Below are 19,050 nucleotides of genomic sequence, written 5' to 3' on the forward strand. Positions count from 1 at the left end.
AGTTACTTGCATGGCTCAGGTAAAAGCTGATGCAGTAATTCAGCAAACTCGCCACTGTCTTTTAATGCCTGTAAGCCCAGATCGAATTGCTGTTTTAAATATTCGCTATCAGGGTGATGTTTTGGAAAGGCGAGGTGCATGGGGTTGATTTCTAATGCTGGCTCCAGCCAATTTATGGCCGATTTTCTTAATTCAACAGGTAATCGCGAGATAAAATATAAGCCACTTTGTAAATCTGCGGGGACGAAGTCCACGCGTTGCATCGCCAGCATTTTAAACAGTTGATCTTCAGAAGCCACACTGACTTTACTCAAGCGACTTTGCTGCAGTAACGGCTGTTGCAGATAACCAGTAACGAACCCTAAGGTGCCATTGCCTGCTAGCAGGGTGTCAAGATTTTGTTTTACTCTGAAATCCGCTTTGCGTTTAAATAAAACAATGTGATTGGCATAGATCGGCTCGGAATACAGCCATTTTTCGGCACGCGCTTCGGTATACCAAATGGCAATCACTCCAGCATACAATCCCTGTTCGGTATCATGCATCGCGCGGGCAAAAGGCATGAATGCCACGTCAATATTGAGTTGTTGTTTGGCAAAGGCGCGCCGTACAATCTCAATAACCACACCTTGCTTGACAAGATCAGTACCATAATGTGGCGGATATTCGCTGCTAGCGAAGATTATCGGCCTATGAGTGACAGCGTTAGCAGAAAGACTTGAACAGAAAAGCAGGCTGTTCATTAAGAAAACGTAGTGTGAGATTTTGCCGAAAAAGTGACTCACAAGTAGGTTTATCCCTGTAAACACAATGTTATTTGAATTGAGTTTAGCAGAGCACGAGAAAAGAAAAAAGGCGCGCTTTACTAGCCGCACCTCCAGGGAAAAAGTTGGCTTAACGTAAAAATTCTGCGATCTTGTCAGCAACAGCGCTAATATTCAGCACGCCATCTAAATGACCAAATTCACCGGGAATTTCAGCATAAGTAGCATTGTCTTGATTCATTACCGCAACGCTTTGTTTCGACATCTCCGCTAGTAATAATTGATCACCCGTCGCCGGTAAAAACAGCGTTTTCGCCGTCACTTTGGCTAATGCCGCTTGCCAGTTATCGCCCATGCCGGCGCGAAATAACTGCGATGCTCGAATGAGGTAAAGAATATGATTGGCATCTTGCACACTGGCACGCGTGGCGGCTTGTTCCATCAACTGTTGCCAAGCTGAAAAAGGCGCCAAAATATCATTGTGCGGCGCGCGATCTGTAGCCGGAGCAGGAAAACGCGCATTAAAACTGCTTGGATAAAGCGCGTCTTGCGTAATATAAGCCACGGCAGTGGCTAAACCGGCACGGGGCTGACCTTGTTCATAATAATCACCCTTATTCCAAGCGGGATCGTGTTTAATAGGGTAAGCCCAGCGCTCTAAGCGCACCGCAGCCCAGGCATCAATGTATGCTGTGCCAATCACCGGTAATAAGCGTTCAACCCGCTCTGGGTAGCGCACCGCCCATTCAATCGCTTGAAAAGAGCCCATTGATGCACCAATCACCGCATGCAGTTTTTTAATACCGAGGCTATCTAATAAATGGCGCTGCACTTCGACAAAATCACCGACGGTGACAACGGGAAAACTTAATCCCCAGGGCTTGCCGGTGGCAGGGTTGATGGTTGCAGGCCCCGTGGTAATCACATTAGGATCATACACATTAGCATTGACGAGTGTGTCGACGCTTATTACATAAAACTTATTAGTATCAATGGCTTTTCCAGGGCCGATAATCGCATCCCAATAACCTGGTGCGGCGTCATCCGCATGATATTTACCGGCAGCATGCGACGTGCCAGAAAAAAAATGTGTAATAAGAATTACATTAGACTTATCAGCGTTAAGCTTGCCATAGGCTTCCCAACCTACTTTTACCGGATGAATAATTTGGCCATTGTCGGTTTTAAAGTTATCAATGCTAAACTCTTGTTTAGTAACGAGTAATGGCTCAGCTGAACTGCAGCTACTTAACAGTAATAAACTGGCTAGCAGCAAAGAATAAATAGAACGCATAACTGTTTTCCTCAAAACCATTGAAACAAGGTAATGGCTAATATCACACCGAGTACCGGCATCAATACGCTAACCACGGCGACCGGCCAGTAAGCATTTTGATGTGATTCGCCACAGATAGCACGGATAGTCGTAACGACATAGCCATTATGCGGCAGTGAGTCGAGTGCGCCGGATGAGATCGCCACAACACGGTGTAGCTGTTCGGCATCGACACCGCGATCTAAATAAGTCGGCGCAATTTCAGGTAACGCAATAACTTGACCGCCCGAGGCCGAGCCGGTTAATCCCGCAATGGCACTGACCGCGACCGCGGCACCAATTAACTCTGGGCCAGGTAAATGCGTCATATATTCAACCACTTGATTAAATGCGGGCGTTAGCTTAGCCACACCGCCAAAACCGACAACGGCAGCAGTATTACCGATAGCGAGTAACGCACCTAGCACGCCTTCATTGGTGGCCGCACCAGGGTTGTGAATAAAACGGAAGGTTAATAAATACAAACTGACGACACCACCGGTTAGGGCAATAATTAAGGCTGCTTGCTGTAAACTGTCGTGTAATAAAAACGAGGTCACTAACACCACTAATAAAGGAATTAACCCCGTTAGCCAATGCGGTAACGGTTTATCGGTAACCGTCGGATCGCTGGCGCGACTGACAAATTGCTCACCCTTTGCTTGTGCTTTTTTTATCATCCACATCAGCGCTAAATAGCCGCCAACCGCCATGAAAACCGCGACTATGATGCTGACTTGCCACCCAGCGTAAGGGGTGGTGCCAAGATATGGGATTGGGATCCAGTTCTGAATTTCTGGAGAGCCTGCTGACGTCATGGTAAAGGTCACAGAGCCCAAGGCTAGTGTGGCTGGAATAAAGCGCCGTGGTAAATTGGCCCCTTTAAACAAGCTCACCGCCATGGGGTAAGCAGAAAAAGCCACGACAAATAAACTGACACCACCATAGGTTAATACGGCACACGCTAACACAATGGCTAACACAGCGCGGGTATGGCCTAGTCGTTTGACAATCGCCAAGGCGACCGCATCGGCCGCACCACTGTGTTCCATCAACTTACCAAATAAGGAGCCGAGTAAAAACATCAGGAACCACGCGGCGACAAAACTTGAGAAACCTGCCATATAACCATGCACAAAATCGAGCTTATCGTTTAGCTGCCAAAAGGGGATACCGTTTGTTAACGCCACCAACAGCGCACAGAGTGGGGCGGTGATGAAGAGGTTGAAGCCGCGCATCGTTAACACGATGAGTAAACCCAAACCCAGTAATAATCCGAACAGACTTAACATGGAGTAATCCTTGTTTTTATTTTTTCTTAGTCTGATACAGTCTGCTCTGCCTCACCATAGTACTAAGGTACAGGTTAATATTTCTGCGATCAGGGCTACTCTATGGATAAGAACTTACAAATCTATAATTCCAAATAGACAGCAACATCTGCAATCAACAGGAGAGCCCCATGGCCAAGAATAATAAGATTGAGCAAGCTTCAACGATCTACCCGCGCTTCTTTCAACCCAGTCTCTTGGCATTAGCCGTAAGCAGCTGTTTAATGGCGCCTGCTTTCGCTCAAGAAAGCAACAGCAATGACGATGAAGTAAAATTAGAACGGATTGAAGTGACTGCTCGACGCACAGTAGAAAACTTACAAACGGTACCCGTGGCAGTAACGTCACTTGGTGAAGAAGAATTAGCCCAGCGTGGTATCGATAATATTACGTCGGTTCAGCAATACTCACCGAACACCACTTTGCAAGTATCACGCGGTACTAATAGCACTTTAACGGCTTATATTCGTGGTATTGGTCAGCAAGATCCGTTATGGGGTTTTGAGCCTGGCGTAGGTATTTATATTGATGACGTATATATGGCTCGCCCGCAAGGTGCAGCCTTAGATGTTTATGATGTAGAACGTATTGAAGTTCTGCGTGGTCCACAGGGTACCTTATATGGTCGTAATACCATTGGTGGTGCGGTTAAATATGTTACTAAAGAACTAACCGGCGATACGGCTTTTGCTGTGCGCGGTACCATCGGTACTGATAATCAGCAAGATTTTAAAGTATCGGGCCAGGTCGGTTTAACGGATAACTTATTTATCAGCGGCGCCATTGCCAGCTTTAACCGTGATGGTTTTGGTACTTATTTAAATACCGGTGCTGATAACTACGACAAAGATGTGCAATCTGGCCGTGTGAGTGTGCAGTGGAATGCCGCAGACAATTTTAGCGTGCGCTTCAGCGCCGATAAAACAGTCGATAAGTCGAATTCAAAAGGCGGCTTTCGTTTAACGCCAAGTTTATTGGTTCCTAATCAGCCATTAACTGACAGCGTGTACGACTCCTATACCAGTATGCCCGCTGACAACAAAGTGGATACGGAAGGTCAATCGTTAACCTTAACGTGGGATCTTAACGATAACTGGACGGTGAAATCGGTGACCGCCAGACGCAAAGGTGTTACCGATACCAATATTGATTTTGACTCTACGCCATTACAGTCTTTAGATGTACCGGCGTTTTACGAAGATGAGCAAACCTCTCAAGAGCTGCAGTTATTATTTAGTGGCGATAAGTTTAAAATGGCCTCGGGTTTATATTATTACACCGGTGAAGCCTGCGGTGCCTTCGGTACTGTTATTGTGGCTGGTGCAGGTGTGACTGTCGAAAATGGCGGTTGTGTAGACACCGACAGTATTGCCGCTTATGCTCAAGGTACTTACGAGTTAACTGACAAGCTATCGTTAACCGCGGGCGGTCGTTACACCAAAGATGACAAAGATGCGACCTTAGACCGCAGATTGTATTTGGGCTACAAAGGCCCACGTGATGCTGCTGCGCCAGGTACCTTATTACAAGTACAAACCGATTTTAGCGGTAGCGAAAGTTTTAGCCATTTCTCACCACGTGTAGGTGCAGAGTACCAGTACAGTAATGATTTAATGTATTACGTGAGCTACACCGATGGCTTTAAATCGGGTGGTTTTGATATGCGTGCGGTTGAAATTGTTAACCCTAACGCCACCGACCCATACCAAGAAGAAACCGTTGATACCTATGAGTTTGGTATAAAAAGTGAATGGTTAGATCAGCGTTTACGTATGAATGCGGCGGTCTTCCATTCTTCTTATGAAGATATGCAAGTTACCGTGCAACGTGCGGTAGGTAATAACGTTGCCTCGCAAGTATTAAACGCGGCCAGCGCCGATATTAACGGTGCAGAAGTGGAAGCCTTATTTGCAGCAACCCGTGATTTGGAAATCACCGCGATTGTCGGTTACATTGACGCGTCGTTTAACAAAGTAGAGTTCTTTGACCCAGTATCGCAAGCGGTGGTGGATGTCTCTAATGTTTGGGGATTTGCTAATACGCCAGAATTAACTGCAACTTTAGCGAGCCGTTACACCGTAGAAACCGATTTTGGTAGCTTAGTGTTTAATGCTAACTTAGCGTATCGCGGCGCGACGCAAATTTTTGAAGTACCTTCAGTACTTGATTACGGCGGCTATACCTTGATTAATGCCGGCGTAAACTGGTACTCAAATGATGGTTTCTGGGATGTGTCGCTACAGGGTAAAAACTTAGGTGATAAGCAAGCGCGTATTGCCGGTTACAACTTTGCGCTGTTGGCGGGTGAGCAGACGATTACCGGTTATTACATTGACCCACGGACAGTAAGTTTGACTGTTGGCTATCGTTTCTAATCTAGAAAAACCTTGCCGGGGCGAAAGCCCCGGTTCATTATGGGCAAAATTGTCCTGAAGTATTGTTATGATTGCTATTATTGCTGATGATCACCCCTTGTTCCGCGTTGCACTGTCGCAAGCTTGCGCGGCGATTTTAGGTAAAGATGCCTTGTTGTTGCAGGCACAAACCATGCAGCAAGTTTGGCCCTTACTCCGTCAACATCCTGATACTCACTTTATTTTTCTTGATTTAAAAATGCCAGGTTCCGACGGTTTCACGGGCCTTACCGCACTTCGTACAGAATATCCTGATGTGCCGGTGATCATGGTGTCTGCAGAAGAAGATCCAGTGATTATTAAGCAAGCACTGGCACTCGGTGCGGCTGCTTATATTCCTAAATCAGCACCGCTAGAATTATTGTCTGAAGCCATTAATGCCGTATCCAATGGCGATACCTGGTTACCCACCGAGTTAGCCGATGATGTGAAAAACGCCCGTGCTTTAATTGATCATGACTTTGCGCAGCGGCTAGAACAACTCACCCCACAGCAGTTTCGGGTGTTAAAAATGATTGCCGATGGTTTGTTAAATAAGCAAATTGCCTATGAAATGAATGTGCAAGAAACCACGATAAAGCAACATGTGTCAGCGATTTTGCGCAAACTTAATGTCAATAATCGTACCTTGGCCGGTATCTTATTTGAGAAGTTAAAACTACCTGAACAGTATGACTAATCAGTAGGTTTTTGTTAGGTAGGCTCAGTCGCAAGCTGAAACTGCGCTTTGTATTGCTGGGTAATCTCTAGTAACTGACCATCTTGTAATAAATAGATCTGTGCGGCATTCAATATGGTTTCTGGCCGGTGCGCGATAATAATACGCGTCATATTAAGTTGCTTAATAGCCTGATTAACATAGTGCTCTAATTGTACGTCTAAATGGCTGGTGGCCTCATCCATAAACAAAATCTTCGGTTTACGATACAGTGCTCTGGCCAGCAAAACGCGTTGTTTTTGGCCACCCGACAGGGAACTGCCCATATCCCCCACCAAACTGTTATACCCCATCGGCATCGCATTTATATCTTGATCGATACCCGCGAGTTTTGCCGCTTCAGATACCCTTGATAAATCACACTCTGCATCAAAGAAACTGATATTTTCTGCCAGCGTGCCAGACAGCAATTGGTCATCTTGCATGACCGCAGCGATTTGACTGCGGTAATGGCGCAAGCCTAGCTGTGTTATTTCAATGCCATCGATCAGAACTTTACCGCTCTCGGCCGTTAATAACCCCAGCATCAATTTCATTAACGTGGTTTTGCCCGTGCCAGAAGGGCCAATAATGGCAATATTATCGCCGGCTTTAACGGTTAAATTTAACTGATTAAATAACCAAGGCTCATTGCTGGCATAGCGGAACTGCAGATCGGTAAGCGTCAAATTGCCGCTGATGGTTCGGTAAGGGTTAGTCAGGCCCTCTTGTTCTTGCTCGGTTAAAGCAATATCAGCTAAGCGGTCGAGATGTAATCGCGTCATTTTTATTTCAATCAATTTATCAATTAGCGCTGCGGTGCGGTTGGTAAACTGACTTTTATACGCGATAAAAGCAAATAGCATCCCAACCGTCATGTCGCCGGTGATCACGGTTAATGCAGCTAAATACACTACTAAGACGTTTTCGATGCCAAATAATAATTGGTTAGTACTTTGCCAACCTAATTGCCACTTACCGAGACGATAATTTTGATTGATGGCATCAGCATAGCGGTTTTGCCAGACATTCAGCCGTTGCGATTGTTGACCAAACAATTTGATGCTTTGCATGCCGCGTACCGATTCCATAAAGTTGGTTTGTTCTTTAGCGCTGGCCATAATGCTGGTTTCAGTCAGTTGATGCAGTGGGCGATACAGTAAAAAACGGATAGCGGCATAAAGCATAACGGCAATCACCACGACTAACGCCAGTTTCGGGCTGTATAAATACATCATAATTAGTACAGCTAAGGCCATAATGCCGTCGATAACACTTTCTACTAAGCTGTTGGTAAATAACTCTCGCACCGCATGTAATGAACCAAAACGCGAAACCACATCGCCCATATGGCGTTTAGCAAAATAGCTCAGCGGTAAGTGAAGTAGATGTCGCATTAAATTGGTGGCCATTTGTACGCTTAATACCGAGCCTAAGTGCAGCACCACCCAGCCACGCAGTGTTTGCGTAACGACTTGAATTAACACTAACAAGCCAAAGCCGAGGGCGAGTACAATGAGCAATGGCTTATCATGGCTAATCAATACTTCATCTACCACGAGTTGGGTGTAGTAAGGAGAGGCCAGCAAGAACAGCTGTAACAATAATGACAAGATAAAAAGTTTAGATAATGAAGGCCATAAACCAGCAGCTTTTTGCCAAAAGGCGGTGAGTTTGAGTTTTACCCGTTCATCAACCTGGCTAAATTCTGAGGTGGGCGTAAGCTCCAGCGCAACACCGGTGAAGGCTTTATCTACCTCTTTTAACGACAATCGCCGTTCTCCCATGGCCGGATCGAGAATACTAATACCGTTTCGATGCACTTTACGCAGCACCACAAAGTGGTTCATTTCCCAATGCAAAATGCAGGGCGTTTTTAACTTAGCGAGATCTTCTAGTTCCAATTTAAGTGCGCGACCTGCCAGTCCCAACTGATTAGCCAACACCATCAGTTGCTGCAAATTCGCACCTTTAAATGACACGCTATAGCGATTGCGCAGCGTGGTGAGATCCAGCTGATGGCCATGGTGGTTAGCAATCATCGCCATACAGGCGAGCCCGCATTCAGCGGCTTCGGATTGGTAGATCATTGTTTAGGCTGTGATTTAGCGGGAAGGGACAGCTTTATGATAAGAAAAATCAAGCAACAGTAGACAATACCAATTGGCATGACCATGAGTATAGCGTAATCAATTCTTCTAATGCTCTCACCGGCTTGCAAGCGATCAAATATATTAAATATGCCGAATAAGAGGAAAAAAGCAACCAAAGCGATCATAGGTAAGAAAGGCTTCATATTTTTACTCCCGAACTTTAAACAGGGTTAAATTCAGCGTATAGCTATTTTAGCTAGCAGTAGTTGTTTGGTAAGTAAGTAATCTAAGTATTATGAATACTAGATCATGATTTTTAATAATTTTAACTATGATGGTTAGAATAAAATAAGTATTTTATTAAGGTTATTTATAAAAATCATCTTTTGCTTTTTGAATTATGTCATCGATAACACCAATTTTTTGGTCTTCATAAATCGTAATTACAACTAGTGTTATTATGAATGCAACCCCGCCAAAACCTAAAACTATTTTGTTATCTGCATCGATGATATTGTGAGCAAATAACATACAAACCACAGTCGTAACAACCAGCACTATCAACTTCAATGTTGAATATAAAAGAATATTAGGGGCAGACATATACTTCTTTAATTTTTTCAGCTTAAAGAAGTAAAAAACAATAATGCCAAAGAATATAATCAAATAATTTGGTTCATCCATATTTCACCTCAATAGGGCATCAGTGAAAAAAACATCGCTGATGCCCTAATTAATAATTAACTATGGTTCCTCTTCAGAAAGCTTATCTTTAACCCAACTCCAAGCTTTCTTAATACCTTTTCCTACTTCTCGACCAAATTGATAACCACCGTATGCTGTAACAGCAACAATTACAGCAGGATGGCCTCCAGAAACTGAAGTAAGTTCATTTTCATGAAGTTCTATCATTTTGGTTGAGGCACTACTCTTCGATAAATTATTCATAATCAATCGCTCATTAATTCAACAGCTACACCAATACCCACTGCGGTTGTAACATAATGCCGAGTTGCATAACTCACAGCTGCTTTACCAGCTATGTAGCTGCCCTTAGCAATCCAGTATAATGCGACAAAACCGCCACTCACTTCTTCAACTTGCTCAAATGTAAGTTCTTGCATAATATTTCTCCAGAGACGATTACAGTTAAGGTTAAAGACGCCCTTTCAGGCTGAAAATCGGCTCTAGCAACCAGCTTAATAAGCTGCGTTGCTCAAGCACGATATCTGCGCTTAGCAGCATGCCCGATTGCAGCGGGACGCTGCTGCCGTAAGCGCGGATCTCTTGCGAGTCCAGTGCTACCGCAACACGGTAGACGGGCTCTTGAATAGCAATTGGCATTTCCACTTCATTCGGTAATAAAATCGCCTCGCCGGTCGTTAACACTTCGCCTTCATATAAACCAAAGCGCTGATAAGGAAAGGCGTCAAAGCGTAAGCGAGTGCGTTGGCCTGGGCTAACAAATCCAAAAGCACGAGTGGGCACTAACAAGATGGCTTGTAGTTGCGCTTGCTCAGGTAAAATGGTTAATAAAGGTAAATGACTATGGGTATATTTGCCCAATTCAGCCACTAAATTAGTGACTCGGCCACTTACTGGCGCGGTGATCAGCAATTGATTACGCGCTTGTAGTTCTAATTGTTGTTGCTGCAGCCGCGAAAATTCTGCCTCGAGTAAAGCGAGTTGCTGCTGTTGCTCCGTAGGTAAACGCTGCAGCTGACCCTCAAGTTGTGACAGTGCGGCGAGCTGACTTTGCCGCGTTAATTGCTGTTCAGTGACTTGTTGTTTTAATAACAGCAGGTTTTCTTGTTGTACTTGCCAATCCAGCTCGCTAATGGCGCCTTTTGCTTGCAAGCTGCTCAGCTTATCTAAGCGTTGTTGTTGCAGTTGCAGCCGATTGGCAACTAGGGCGGTTTGCTGTTGTTGTTCAGCCAATAGTGCCTGCTGATAACCCATGCGGCTTTGCAATTCTTGTTGCTGCTGTTGATAGTGCAATACTAGCTGTTCGCGCCTAGCGCTCAATAATTGTTGCTGCTGTTGTAAGCTCCGGCTTAAGCTACCGACCAAACTACTGCCTTCGGCTAAATAGTCCGGTACATTAACTAACAACAGCGGTTGACCTTGGCTGACCATAGCGCCATCTGCAACATAAAGTTCACTGATCACCCCAGCACGTGCGGCATGCACCTTGGCGATACCCATATCTGGCTGCAAATAGCCATTGACGGTGGCTTTACGATTAAAGTCAGCCTGAGCTAAAAAAATGACAATACCGCAAACCAGCACTAATAAACTGACTGTCAGCACAGTGCTACTCAGCGGTTGGGCGATCACCACCTCTCCCTCTAAGCGCTGCGCTTGCTGTTTCAGTGCGGCTTGTCTAAATAAAGGCTGCTGGCTCATTTGTCATTTTATTGTTAATTAAAAGTGATTTTTAAGATAGTTTATGGCTTGAAAGTCGTAAAGCAAATCAACAGAATAATTTTTTATAAAAACATTATTGTTAATGCCGCGTAATTATAAAAAGGATGTTATTTAAGTTTTAAACGAAGAGGGCTGGCGCTATTTTAATAGACGCTGAAATAAACGTTTTAATGCGACGGGTTTCAGAGGTTTCAGCAAGAAATAGAAACCGCTACTTAGTGCTTGTTCACGGATTAATTGATCATGATCAGCAGAGTGAATGATCACTGGAACATTGAGGGCAAAGTGACTGGTTAATTGAATCGCAACGTCGATACCGGTAGCACCATTATCGAGGTGGTAGTCAAATAAACAGAGATCGGGTTGAAAGCCTTGTTGTAGTGCGGCTAGAACATCACCAGGCTGTTGTAAAGCGAGCACTTCACATTGCCAGCTTTGCAGTAACGCAGCGACGGCATGCAGCAGTTGTGGTTCGTTATCAAGTAGCAGTACTTTTTTCCCAGCAAAGCTGGCACTAATATCGCTAATTGTTGCAGTGCTCTCAAGCGGTGCCGGTACCAAGTGGGCGCGAGGTAATAACAAGCTAAAGCAACTGCCGCGGCCTTCCGCCGATTGCACCGTTAAGGTGTGATTTAAAATAGCGCTGATCCGGTGAGAAATCGCTAAGCCTAACCCTAAACCTTTTTGATCGGGTTGGCTACCTTGTTGAAACTCCTCAAAAATACGCTGCTGATCGGCCAGCGCAATACCAACACCGGTATCCAATACACAAATTTGTAGTTGCTCGCCGCGGCGTTTCACACCTAAAACAATTTTTCCTGCAGGGGTATAACGGATGGCATTCGCCAGTAAATTCTGTAGGACACGTTTTAACAGTTTGCGATCAGTATTCACTACTAGTTTTGTGCTATGCAGCTTAAATTTTAAGCCCTTTTTCTCGGCTAAAATGGTGGCATCACGGGCAATATCTTCTAACAATATTTGCACACTCACCGGTTGATGACGGGCTTTAATCACCCCTGAATCGAGTTTGGTTAAGTCGAGGATAGCCGTCAGTAATTCCTCGGCGGAATTGAGGGAGTGGCTCAAGTTTTCACTTAATTGTTTTAATTCGGGTTCCGTCACTTTTTGCCGTAACAAGCTAGCGAATAAAGCCGCAGCATTAAAAGGCTGCATTAAATCGTGCCCAGCGGCAGCAAAAAAACGGGTTTTGGCTTGGGTGCTTATTTCAAGCTGTTGCTGAGTGTGTTGTAGCTGGGCGTTTAACTGTTGTAAGGCGCTGGTGCGCTCGGCTACGCGTTGTTCAAGTAGCTGATTACTTTGCTCTAATTGTTGCTGCACGGCAATAAAAGAGCTGATGTCGGTATAGGTAGTAACAAAGCCGCCGCCGGGTAAGGGGTTACCTTGTATCTCTAACACGCGACCATCTTGTTGTTCGCGCTGCACCCGATATTGACTACCTTGGCGTAAAAAGCCAATGCGTTTAGCCACTTCGCTTTCAATATCGGCGCTATCAATTAAACCGCGTTGCATATTAAAACGGATTAACTCAGCAACTGGGCGACCTACTTCGACCATCGCCGGTGGGTAATCAAACATCTCGATATAGCGCTGATTCCAGGCAATAACGCGTTGATCGGCATCGACTACGGCGATACCTTGGCTGATGTTATCAATAGTGGAGAGCAATAAATTCTGATTAAAGCGAAAAACTTGGCTGGCTTCGTCGACAAAGCGTTCAACGGTTTCCATCGGCAAACGGCCATGTCGACCACTGGCATCCATAATTAAACGCATCGAAGCGCCGCCTAATACTGCTGCCAGGCTGCGCTCAGTGGCTTGAATTACATTAATCGGCGCTAAACGCTGCAATTCGCTTTGGTTGTCTTTGGTGTTGCGTTGTAACAGGCGCTGGGCTTCGCGTTCTCCTGCGAAACGTCGAACTAATAAGTAACACTCTTGAATGGTCAGTTGCTGTAATGGTCTGGCTGGGGCTTCACGGCTACTGCGCAAAAAGCGGCCGCTTTGTAGCCACTCACTAATACCGGTATTGGTTAATTGGCTCACCAGGAGGGTCATTAAACAGTTAACGCTTAAACTGAGTAATACCCCCAGGGTAATACTATCGCCTTGCCAGCCAAATAAATGTTGTGGGGCTAACCAACTTACGCCAAAAGGCCCGGTTAAAGGTATTTGACTGCTGATAATGCCGGCCCGCACGAGTTCAGGGAACAGCAACACATAAGCCCAAATTAAGGCGCCACTGCCCAAACCTGTTATGGCACCTCGCCGATTTATTTGACGTGAGAACAGCCCCATAATTAGCGAGGGTGCTAACTGTGCCACTAAAGCAAATGCCATTAAGCCGAGCTGCGCTAACCCCGTACCAGTGCCAATAAATCGGTAGTAAATAAAACCGAGCGTGAGTACCACGATCATGGCTAAACGTCGTACAGTCGCCACTTTAATCAGTTTTTGTTGATCATTAGCTAGGTTGTTTCGACGAAACAATAACGGCACGAGCAATTCGTTGGTGATCAAAATCCCCAGTACAACGGTGGCGATCACAACCATACTGGTGGCGGCCGAGAAACCGCCAATATATGCTAGCAAGGCAATATCGGTGCGATTAGCCGCGAGCGGCAGTTGTAGAATCACTAAGTCGAGATTGGCGTTTTCACCCAGTAACATAATACCGGCTAAACCTAAGGGCAGGCTAAAGGCGCCCATTAATAATAAGTACAGCGGAAAAACCCAGCGCGCGTTGCGCAAATGGCTCAACTTTTGGTTTTCGACAAAGCTGACATGGAATAACCAAGGCAAACAAAGGGTAGCCGCAAAACCCAGTAATACATGGATCCAATAGGTGTAAGTAGGCAAGCGCTGACGTTGAATTTGCTGTACAGCGTTACTGTCGGCGGCTAATTCAAAGATGTTACCTACGCCGTCAAAGATGCCCCATGCAACAAATATCGCAATGGCTAACAACGCAAACAGTTTAACTAGCGACTCAAAGGCAATGGCGGTCATTAAACCGGGGTTCGGCTGGTGGGCACGTGCGCTTTTACCGGCAAACAGCAGCGCAAACACTGCCATCCATAAACACACATAAAGCCCGGTATCGGTATACCAATGCTCTCCGGTTTCCACTTTCACTAAGGTGTTAATACTGGTCGCAACGGCGTGCAGTTGCAGCGTGATATAGGGGATCACCGTCATCAATAAAATTAACGTGATCATCACCGCTAACAGCCGCGAATGGCCAAAACGTGTGGCAATAAAGTCAGCAATAGAGGTGATGCGATAGCGTCGGCAGGCAACAGCGACGCGGGCGAGCAATTTAAAGCCAAACCAAAACAGGATAAAAGAGCCAATATAGGTAGGGGGCAGCCACCAGCCATTCACCACGGCTTGAGCCGTAACGCCATAAAAAGCCCAGGATGTGCAATATATGGATAAGGCTAAACTAAACACCCAGGGCGCAAGCGGATGCTGTGCGGTAATACGTCGGCCGAACAGGCCAACGCAATATAGCACCAACAAATACAGCAGTGATATGGCGGCAAGGGTGGCTAAACCGATACCGCTACCATTTTGAATCATTGCAGAGGCAGAGCTCGTCAATACATAATACTCTGATTGTGCCTGAGTTTTACGGGTTCAGCTAGCGTGCTGTCCAGCCACCATCCAATACTAGGGTTTGCGCCGTAATGTGTTTGGCGGCCGGTTGGCACAAAAATAAGGCGGTTTCAGCAATTTCACTGACATCAATAAAAGCCTTTTGTGGCATCGGCGCTAGCATAATTTGTTCAATGACCTGCTGCTCGGTTAAGTTATGCTCTTTAGCTTGGGCACTAATTTGTTTTTCTACCAATGGCGTTTTAACATAAGCTGGGCAAATGGTGTTGATGGTAAAGTTCTTATCTGCGTTTTCCAGTGCGATCACTTTACTAAAGCCCAGTAAACCATGCTTGGCTGCTACATAGGCCGATTTAAACGGCGATGCCACTAACGCATGGATAGAACCAATGTTGATCACCCGACCAAAGTTTTGTTGCTGCATATGCGGCAACATGGCCCGCGTTAACATGGCGGGGCCGGTTAGCATCACATCCAATAATAATGCCCATTTCTCTGGTGGAAAGTCTTCTAAGCGAGCAACATGCTGAATACCTGCATTATTAATTAAAATATCTGCTGGAAATTGTGCGGCACATGCGGCAATTTGCTCGGGATTGGTGACATCTAATACAAAGGCGTCGGCGATATATCCGGCAGCGGTGAGTTCTGCCGTTTTGCTCTTCAGTAATTCAGCATTTAAATCGGCCAACACTACAGCATGACCTGCTTTAGCAAAGGCTTCGGCAACGGCAAAACCAATGCCGCCGGTTGCTCCAGTAACGACTACACGCATAATAACTCTCCTATAAATAATACTTAACATGCTAAGAAAGCTGGCGTCTTACTTCAACGGTACTTTAGTGCTATGTGTGCCATGCGTGTGGCTAACCAATACAGTTTAGGGCATTAAAATGCTTTTTATTGGGCTTAACCAAAGCGACAATCTGCAGCGAAATAACCACAATAAAGGTTCGCCAGAGAGCGGCTTTTAACGATGAAAGTAAAGCGGTAAAAGGTTTGCAGCTTTGCGCTACTGATTTCCTGTGATAGATTTAGCGCTTTTACAATTCACCAGAACGGTACTTGAGCAGCCAGCAAGGCAAACCAACCTTGGCGCTTAATAAAATAAAAACCGTCTGGTTTGCAATAACGCTGTCTTATTGCGCCACCTTTGACCAAGAGGATCCGATTGATGACGAATTCCAGCAAAACGCCAAACGGCGTTGCGGAAAAACGTGGCTGGTTTACCCGATTTCTCGATACTGTAGAATTTTTAGGTAATCTGCTCCCACACCCTGTAACTTTATTCGCTTGTTTTGCTATTGCCGTGGTTTTTGGCAGTGGTATCGCCGCTTACTTTGATTTTAGTGCGATTGATCCAAGACCTGAGGGTACCTCTGGCCGCGCAGCCGACGGCACCATTCAGGTGGTAAGCCTGATGACGGTTGATGGCTTACAGCGGATTATTTCAAATTTAGTCACTAACTTTACCAGTTTCGCGCCTTTAGGCGTGGTGTTAGTGGCCTTGCTGGGTGTCAGTGTGGCGGAGCACTCCGGCTTAATTTCTGCGGCGATGCGTGGCTTAGTGATGAATGCATCAAAACGCATGGTCACGGTCACGGTTGTGTTTGCCGGTATCATTTCTAATACCGCCTCAGAGCTGGGTTATGTGGTGCTCATTCCGATGGCCGCCTTAATTTTTTACTCGTTAGGCCGTCATCCATTAGCCGGTTTAGCCGCCGCTTTTGCTGGTGTTTCAGGCGGTTACAGTGCCAACTTATTTATTGGTACGGTCGACCCCTTACTGGCAGGCTTTACCACTTCAGCGGCGAATTTAATTGATCCAAACTATGTCGTTGGCCCCGAAGCTAACTGGTACTTTATGATTGTCAGTACCTTTGTTATTGCTGCGCTCGGTGCTTTAGTTACAGAAAAAATCGTTGAGCCAAAACTGGGCAAATACAACCCGAATGAAGCCTCGGTTGATTTGGGTGAGCAAAAACTCGATGCACTGACGCCTCAAGAAAAACGCGGTTTAAAAGCGGCGGGTTTAACGTTTTTATTCTTAGGCATTTTGCTGGCGCTCAGTATCGTGCCAGAAAATGGTGTGTTACGGCATCCCGAAACCGGCTTGGTAGATAACTCCCCGTTTCTTAAAGGCATCGTTGTTTTTATCTTTATTACTTTTGGTATTCCGGGTTACGTTTATGGTCGCATTGTTGGCACCATGAAAAGCGATCGTGATGTGATTGATGCCATGGCTAAAAGCATGAGCTCGATGGGTCTTTATATTGTGCTGGTGTTTTTTGCGGCGCAGTTTGTCGCGTTTTTTGGCTGGTCAAATTTAGGGGCGATATTTGCGGTAAAAGGCGCCACCTTGTTACAAAATATTGGTTTAACCGGGCCAGAACTCTTCGTGTTTTTTATCGCGATGTGTGCTTTTGTCAATTTGTCTTTGGGCTCTGCCTCTGCACAGTGGGCGATTTTCGCACCCATTTTTGTGCCGATGCTGATGATTGTCGGTTACTCACCAGAGGTGATTCAGGCGGCTTACCGTATTGGTGATTCAGTCACTAACCTTATTACGCCAATGATGAGCTATTTTGGGCTTATTTTGGCGGTGGCCTCTCGTTATAAAAAGAACATGGGGATCGGTACGCTGATTGCCACCATGCTGCCTTACACCATGGTATTTTTTGTGGGTTGGGTCATTTTATTTTATACATGGGTGTTCTTATTAGGGATGCCCGTGGGGCCAAATGCCCCGACCTATTACGAATTCACACAGTAATTGGTGATCAGGCTTACCGCTGCTTGAAAGCTGTGATATAACATGGCTCAGGCAGCGAAGCAGCAGTCTGTATAACGTCTGGCTTGTTCCGCCTTACTGCGGGCCGACCGTTCCATAGCCAGGTTAATGAGTGAGATGCTGCAGCGAACCAACACAACATACTTAATTTAAAATTTAGAGAGCAGAGTAGTATATGGCAGAAAATAAAGTAGTGGCGTTACACAAAGAAGGTCACGCCAAAACCAAGATCAATACGCAAAATCTTTTTCAACACATTGCTAATGAGCATATGTTACCGGTTGTAGTACATGAGTTTGTGGTTGCGGGTGCTGAATTCCCTATCGTTTTTGTTAAAGATCAATCGGGTGAAAATTTCCAACCAGTGGTGTTATTAGGTTTATCAGCGCAGCAAAACCTGGTGATCAAAGATGGCAAGTGGGACGGTATGTATGTTCCTCGTGTTGCTCGTAATTACCCTCTAGTGCTAGTACAAGATCAGCCAGGTAGTGATCGTTTAATCGTGGCTATCGACGAATCGTCTGAGCGTGTGAACGACACTGAAGGTTTTGCCTTATTTAATGAAGACGGCACTGAAAGCGACTACTTAGTTGCACGTAAGCAGCAAATGGCTGACTTTGTTGATTTTAGCCAAATTACCCATAACTTTACGCTGAAAATGCAAGAGTTAGGCTTAATTAAAGAGCAAGTGCTAACAGTAACCATCAATGAAGAAAAGCGAAACATTAACGGCATCAATATGATTGATGATAAAGCGTTGAATGAATTAAGCGATGAAACCTTCCTTGAATTACGTAAGTTGGGTTACTTGACTGCCATTTATGCTCACTTGATGTCTTTACAGCATACGCAAAAGTTAGTGCAAAAATTAGCCGCACGTGATGCTGCCGCTGCTGCTAAAGCAGAGTAATTAAACATTTAGGCGGTTACTGTTGCAGTAACCGCCAACGAAATAAGAAAGGGTGACACCGGTATAACGGTGTCACCCTTTTTTTAAGCTGTTTTCGGGTTAATTAGCCGGCTGGTTGAGCTGCCGCGGCCACTTGCGCCAAACGTGCTTTTAGCGCAATTCTGACATGTTCGGGCACAAAGCTCGAAACATCACCGCCATGACGACAGACTTCTTTGACCAAGGTGGATGAGATAAAGGTATTTTTTTCAGAGGGTGTCATAAAGATGCTGTCTAATTCCGGGTTTAACGAACGATTCATACTGGCTAACTGAAACTCGTATTCAAAATCAGCGACCGCACGCACACCACGGATCAATACTTGCGCTTGTTGTTCTTGGCCAAACTTGGCGAGCAAGCCGGAAAAGCCAATGACACTGACATTAGAGCAATCTTTAAATGCCGCTCTAGCCAGTTCTACGCGCTCTTCTAAAGTGAATAACGGTTGTTTACTTGGGTTAGACGCCACTGCCACGACGACGCTATCAAAGAGGCGGGCAGCACGCAAAACCAAATCAGCATGGCCATTGGTCAGAGGGTCAAAAGTGCCAGGATAAATAGCGCGGATTTTCATCTATGGGTGGTCCTCGGCCAGCGTACGCAAAAGCGTGGCTGGTAATTACATTCAGT

Annotated in this window: 15 protein-coding genes; 4 read left to right on the forward strand and 11 right to left on the reverse strand. The window is 45.5% G+C overall.

Translation table 11 applies throughout. The features are described 5' to 3' along the window. Positions 1-2: 2 nt before the first annotated feature. From ACUJFL_RS03685 to ACUJFL_RS03695, 3 genes are all read right to left on the reverse strand, one after another. Complete coding sequence (locus ACUJFL_RS03685) at positions 3-743, reverse strand: substrate-binding periplasmic protein (protein ID WP_445428528.1); 741 nt, start codon at positions 741-743, stop codon at positions 3-5. A gap of 151 nt (positions 744-894) precedes the next feature. Beyond that, the gene (locus ACUJFL_RS03690) at positions 895-2,058 is read right to left on the reverse strand and encodes an E22 family MetX-like putative esterase (protein WP_445428529.1); all 1,164 of its coding nucleotides are present in this window, start codon (positions 2,056-2,058) and stop codon (positions 895-897) included. Between the two features lie 11 nt (positions 2,059-2,069). Next, complete coding sequence (locus ACUJFL_RS03695) at positions 2,070-3,371, reverse strand: GntP family permease (protein ID WP_445428530.1); 1,302 nt, start codon at positions 3,369-3,371, stop codon at positions 2,070-2,072. Positions 3,372-3,541: 170 nt separating this feature from the next. Between ACUJFL_RS03695 and ACUJFL_RS03700 the strand changes: the two genes are divergently transcribed. Beyond that, positions 3,542-5,785, forward strand: a complete 2,244-nt coding sequence (locus ACUJFL_RS03700; RefSeq protein ID WP_226749389.1) for a TonB-dependent receptor — start codon at positions 3,542-3,544, stop codon at positions 5,783-5,785. A gap of 67 nt (positions 5,786-5,852) precedes the next feature. Further along, complete coding sequence (locus ACUJFL_RS03705) at positions 5,853-6,503, forward strand: response regulator transcription factor (protein ID WP_306177190.1); 651 nt, start codon at positions 5,853-5,855, stop codon at positions 6,501-6,503. A 14-nt stretch (positions 6,504-6,517) separates the two neighbouring features. Here the strand turns inward: ACUJFL_RS03705 and ACUJFL_RS03710 are convergent, their stop codons facing one another. The 7 genes from ACUJFL_RS03710 to ACUJFL_RS03740 form a co-directional block, all read right to left on the reverse strand. Then, entirely contained in the window at positions 6,518-8,611 is a 2,094-nt protein-coding gene (locus ACUJFL_RS03710; protein WP_445428531.1) for a peptidase domain-containing ABC transporter, read from the reverse strand. 369 nt (positions 8,612-8,980) lie between these two features. After that, positions 8,981-9,298, reverse strand: a complete 318-nt coding sequence (locus ACUJFL_RS03715) for a hypothetical protein (protein WP_445428532.1) — start codon at positions 9,296-9,298, stop codon at positions 8,981-8,983. Positions 9,299-9,358: 60 nt separating this feature from the next. Continuing rightward, the gene (locus ACUJFL_RS03720; RefSeq protein ID WP_445428533.1) at positions 9,359-9,562 is read right to left on the reverse strand and encodes a hypothetical protein; all 204 of its coding nucleotides are present in this window, start codon (positions 9,560-9,562) and stop codon (positions 9,359-9,361) included. A gap of 2 nt (positions 9,563-9,564) precedes the next feature. Continuing rightward, positions 9,565-9,738, reverse strand: a complete 174-nt coding sequence (locus ACUJFL_RS03725) for a hypothetical protein (RefSeq protein ID WP_445428534.1) — start codon at positions 9,736-9,738, stop codon at positions 9,565-9,567. 31 nt (positions 9,739-9,769) lie between these two features. Continuing rightward, entirely contained in the window at positions 9,770-11,020 is a 1,251-nt protein-coding gene (locus tag ACUJFL_RS03730; RefSeq protein ID WP_445428535.1) for an HlyD family secretion protein, read from the reverse strand. 159 nt (positions 11,021-11,179) lie between these two features. After that, the gene (locus ACUJFL_RS03735) at positions 11,180-14,644 is read right to left on the reverse strand and encodes a hybrid sensor histidine kinase/response regulator (protein ID WP_445428536.1); all 3,465 of its coding nucleotides are present in this window, start codon (positions 14,642-14,644) and stop codon (positions 11,180-11,182) included. 61 nt (positions 14,645-14,705) lie between these two features. Next, complete coding sequence (locus tag ACUJFL_RS03740) at positions 14,706-15,455, reverse strand: 3-hydroxybutyrate dehydrogenase (protein WP_445428537.1); 750 nt, start codon at positions 15,453-15,455, stop codon at positions 14,706-14,708. A 399-nt stretch (positions 15,456-15,854) separates the two neighbouring features. Here ACUJFL_RS03740 and ACUJFL_RS03745 point away from each other — a divergent pair, with 399 nt between their 5' ends. Next, complete coding sequence (locus ACUJFL_RS03745) at positions 15,855-17,453, forward strand: AbgT family transporter (RefSeq protein WP_445428538.1); 1,599 nt, start codon at positions 15,855-15,857, stop codon at positions 17,451-17,453. A gap of 193 nt (positions 17,454-17,646) precedes the next feature. Further along, entirely contained in the window at positions 17,647-18,381 is a 735-nt protein-coding gene (locus ACUJFL_RS03750) for a SapC family protein (RefSeq protein ID WP_445428539.1), read from the forward strand. A 103-nt stretch (positions 18,382-18,484) separates the two neighbouring features. Here ACUJFL_RS03750 and coaD read toward each other — a convergent pair whose 3' ends face one another. After that, on the reverse strand, positions 18,485-18,994 hold the full coding sequence (gene coaD / locus ACUJFL_RS03755) for a pantetheine-phosphate adenylyltransferase (protein WP_445428540.1): 510 nt from the start codon (positions 18,992-18,994) through the stop codon (positions 18,485-18,487). Positions 18,995-19,050 lie beyond the last annotated feature (56 nt).

Source organism: Alishewanella sp. HL-SH05 (assembly GCF_052655985.1).

Excerpts from the sequence above, each read along its gene's own strand:
- ACUJFL_RS03685 (WP_445428528.1), bottom strand. The coding sequence starts at position 743 with ATGAACAGCCTGCTTTTCTGTTCAAGTCTTTCTGCTAACGCTGTCACT.
- ACUJFL_RS03690 (WP_445428529.1), bottom strand. The coding sequence starts at position 2,058 with ATGCGTTCTATTTATTCTTTGCTGCTAGCCAGTTTATTACTGTTAAGT.
- ACUJFL_RS03695 (WP_445428530.1), bottom strand. The coding sequence starts at position 3,371 with ATGTTAAGTCTGTTCGGATTATTACTGGGTTTGGGTTTACTCATCGTG.
- ACUJFL_RS03700 (WP_226749389.1), top strand. The coding sequence starts at position 3,542 with ATGGCCAAGAATAATAAGATTGAGCAAGCTTCAACGATCTACCCGCGC.
- ACUJFL_RS03705 (WP_306177190.1), top strand. The coding sequence starts at position 5,853 with ATGATTGCTATTATTGCTGATGATCACCCCTTGTTCCGCGTTGCACTG.
- ACUJFL_RS03710 (WP_445428531.1), bottom strand. The coding sequence starts at position 8,611 with ATGATCTACCAATCCGAAGCCGCTGAATGCGGGCTCGCCTGTATGGCG.
- ACUJFL_RS03715 (WP_445428532.1), bottom strand. The coding sequence starts at position 9,298 with ATGGATGAACCAAATTATTTGATTATATTCTTTGGCATTATTGTTTTT.
- ACUJFL_RS03720 (WP_445428533.1), bottom strand. The coding sequence starts at position 9,562 with ATGAATAATTTATCGAAGAGTAGTGCCTCAACCAAAATGATAGAACTT.
- ACUJFL_RS03725 (WP_445428534.1), bottom strand. The coding sequence starts at position 9,738 with ATGCAAGAACTTACATTTGAGCAAGTTGAAGAAGTGAGTGGCGGTTTT.
- ACUJFL_RS03730 (WP_445428535.1), bottom strand. The coding sequence starts at position 11,020 with ATGAGCCAGCAGCCTTTATTTAGACAAGCCGCACTGAAACAGCAAGCG.
- ACUJFL_RS03735 (WP_445428536.1), bottom strand. The coding sequence starts at position 14,644 with ATGATTCAAAATGGTAGCGGTATCGGTTTAGCCACCCTTGCCGCCATA.
- ACUJFL_RS03740 (WP_445428537.1), bottom strand. The coding sequence starts at position 15,455 with ATGCGTGTAGTCGTTACTGGAGCAACCGGCGGCATTGGTTTTGCCGTT.
- ACUJFL_RS03745 (WP_445428538.1), top strand. The coding sequence starts at position 15,855 with ATGACGAATTCCAGCAAAACGCCAAACGGCGTTGCGGAAAAACGTGGC.
- ACUJFL_RS03750 (WP_445428539.1), top strand. The coding sequence starts at position 17,647 with ATGGCAGAAAATAAAGTAGTGGCGTTACACAAAGAAGGTCACGCCAAA.
- coaD (WP_445428540.1), bottom strand. The coding sequence starts at position 18,994 with ATGAAAATCCGCGCTATTTATCCTGGCACTTTTGACCCTCTGACCAAT.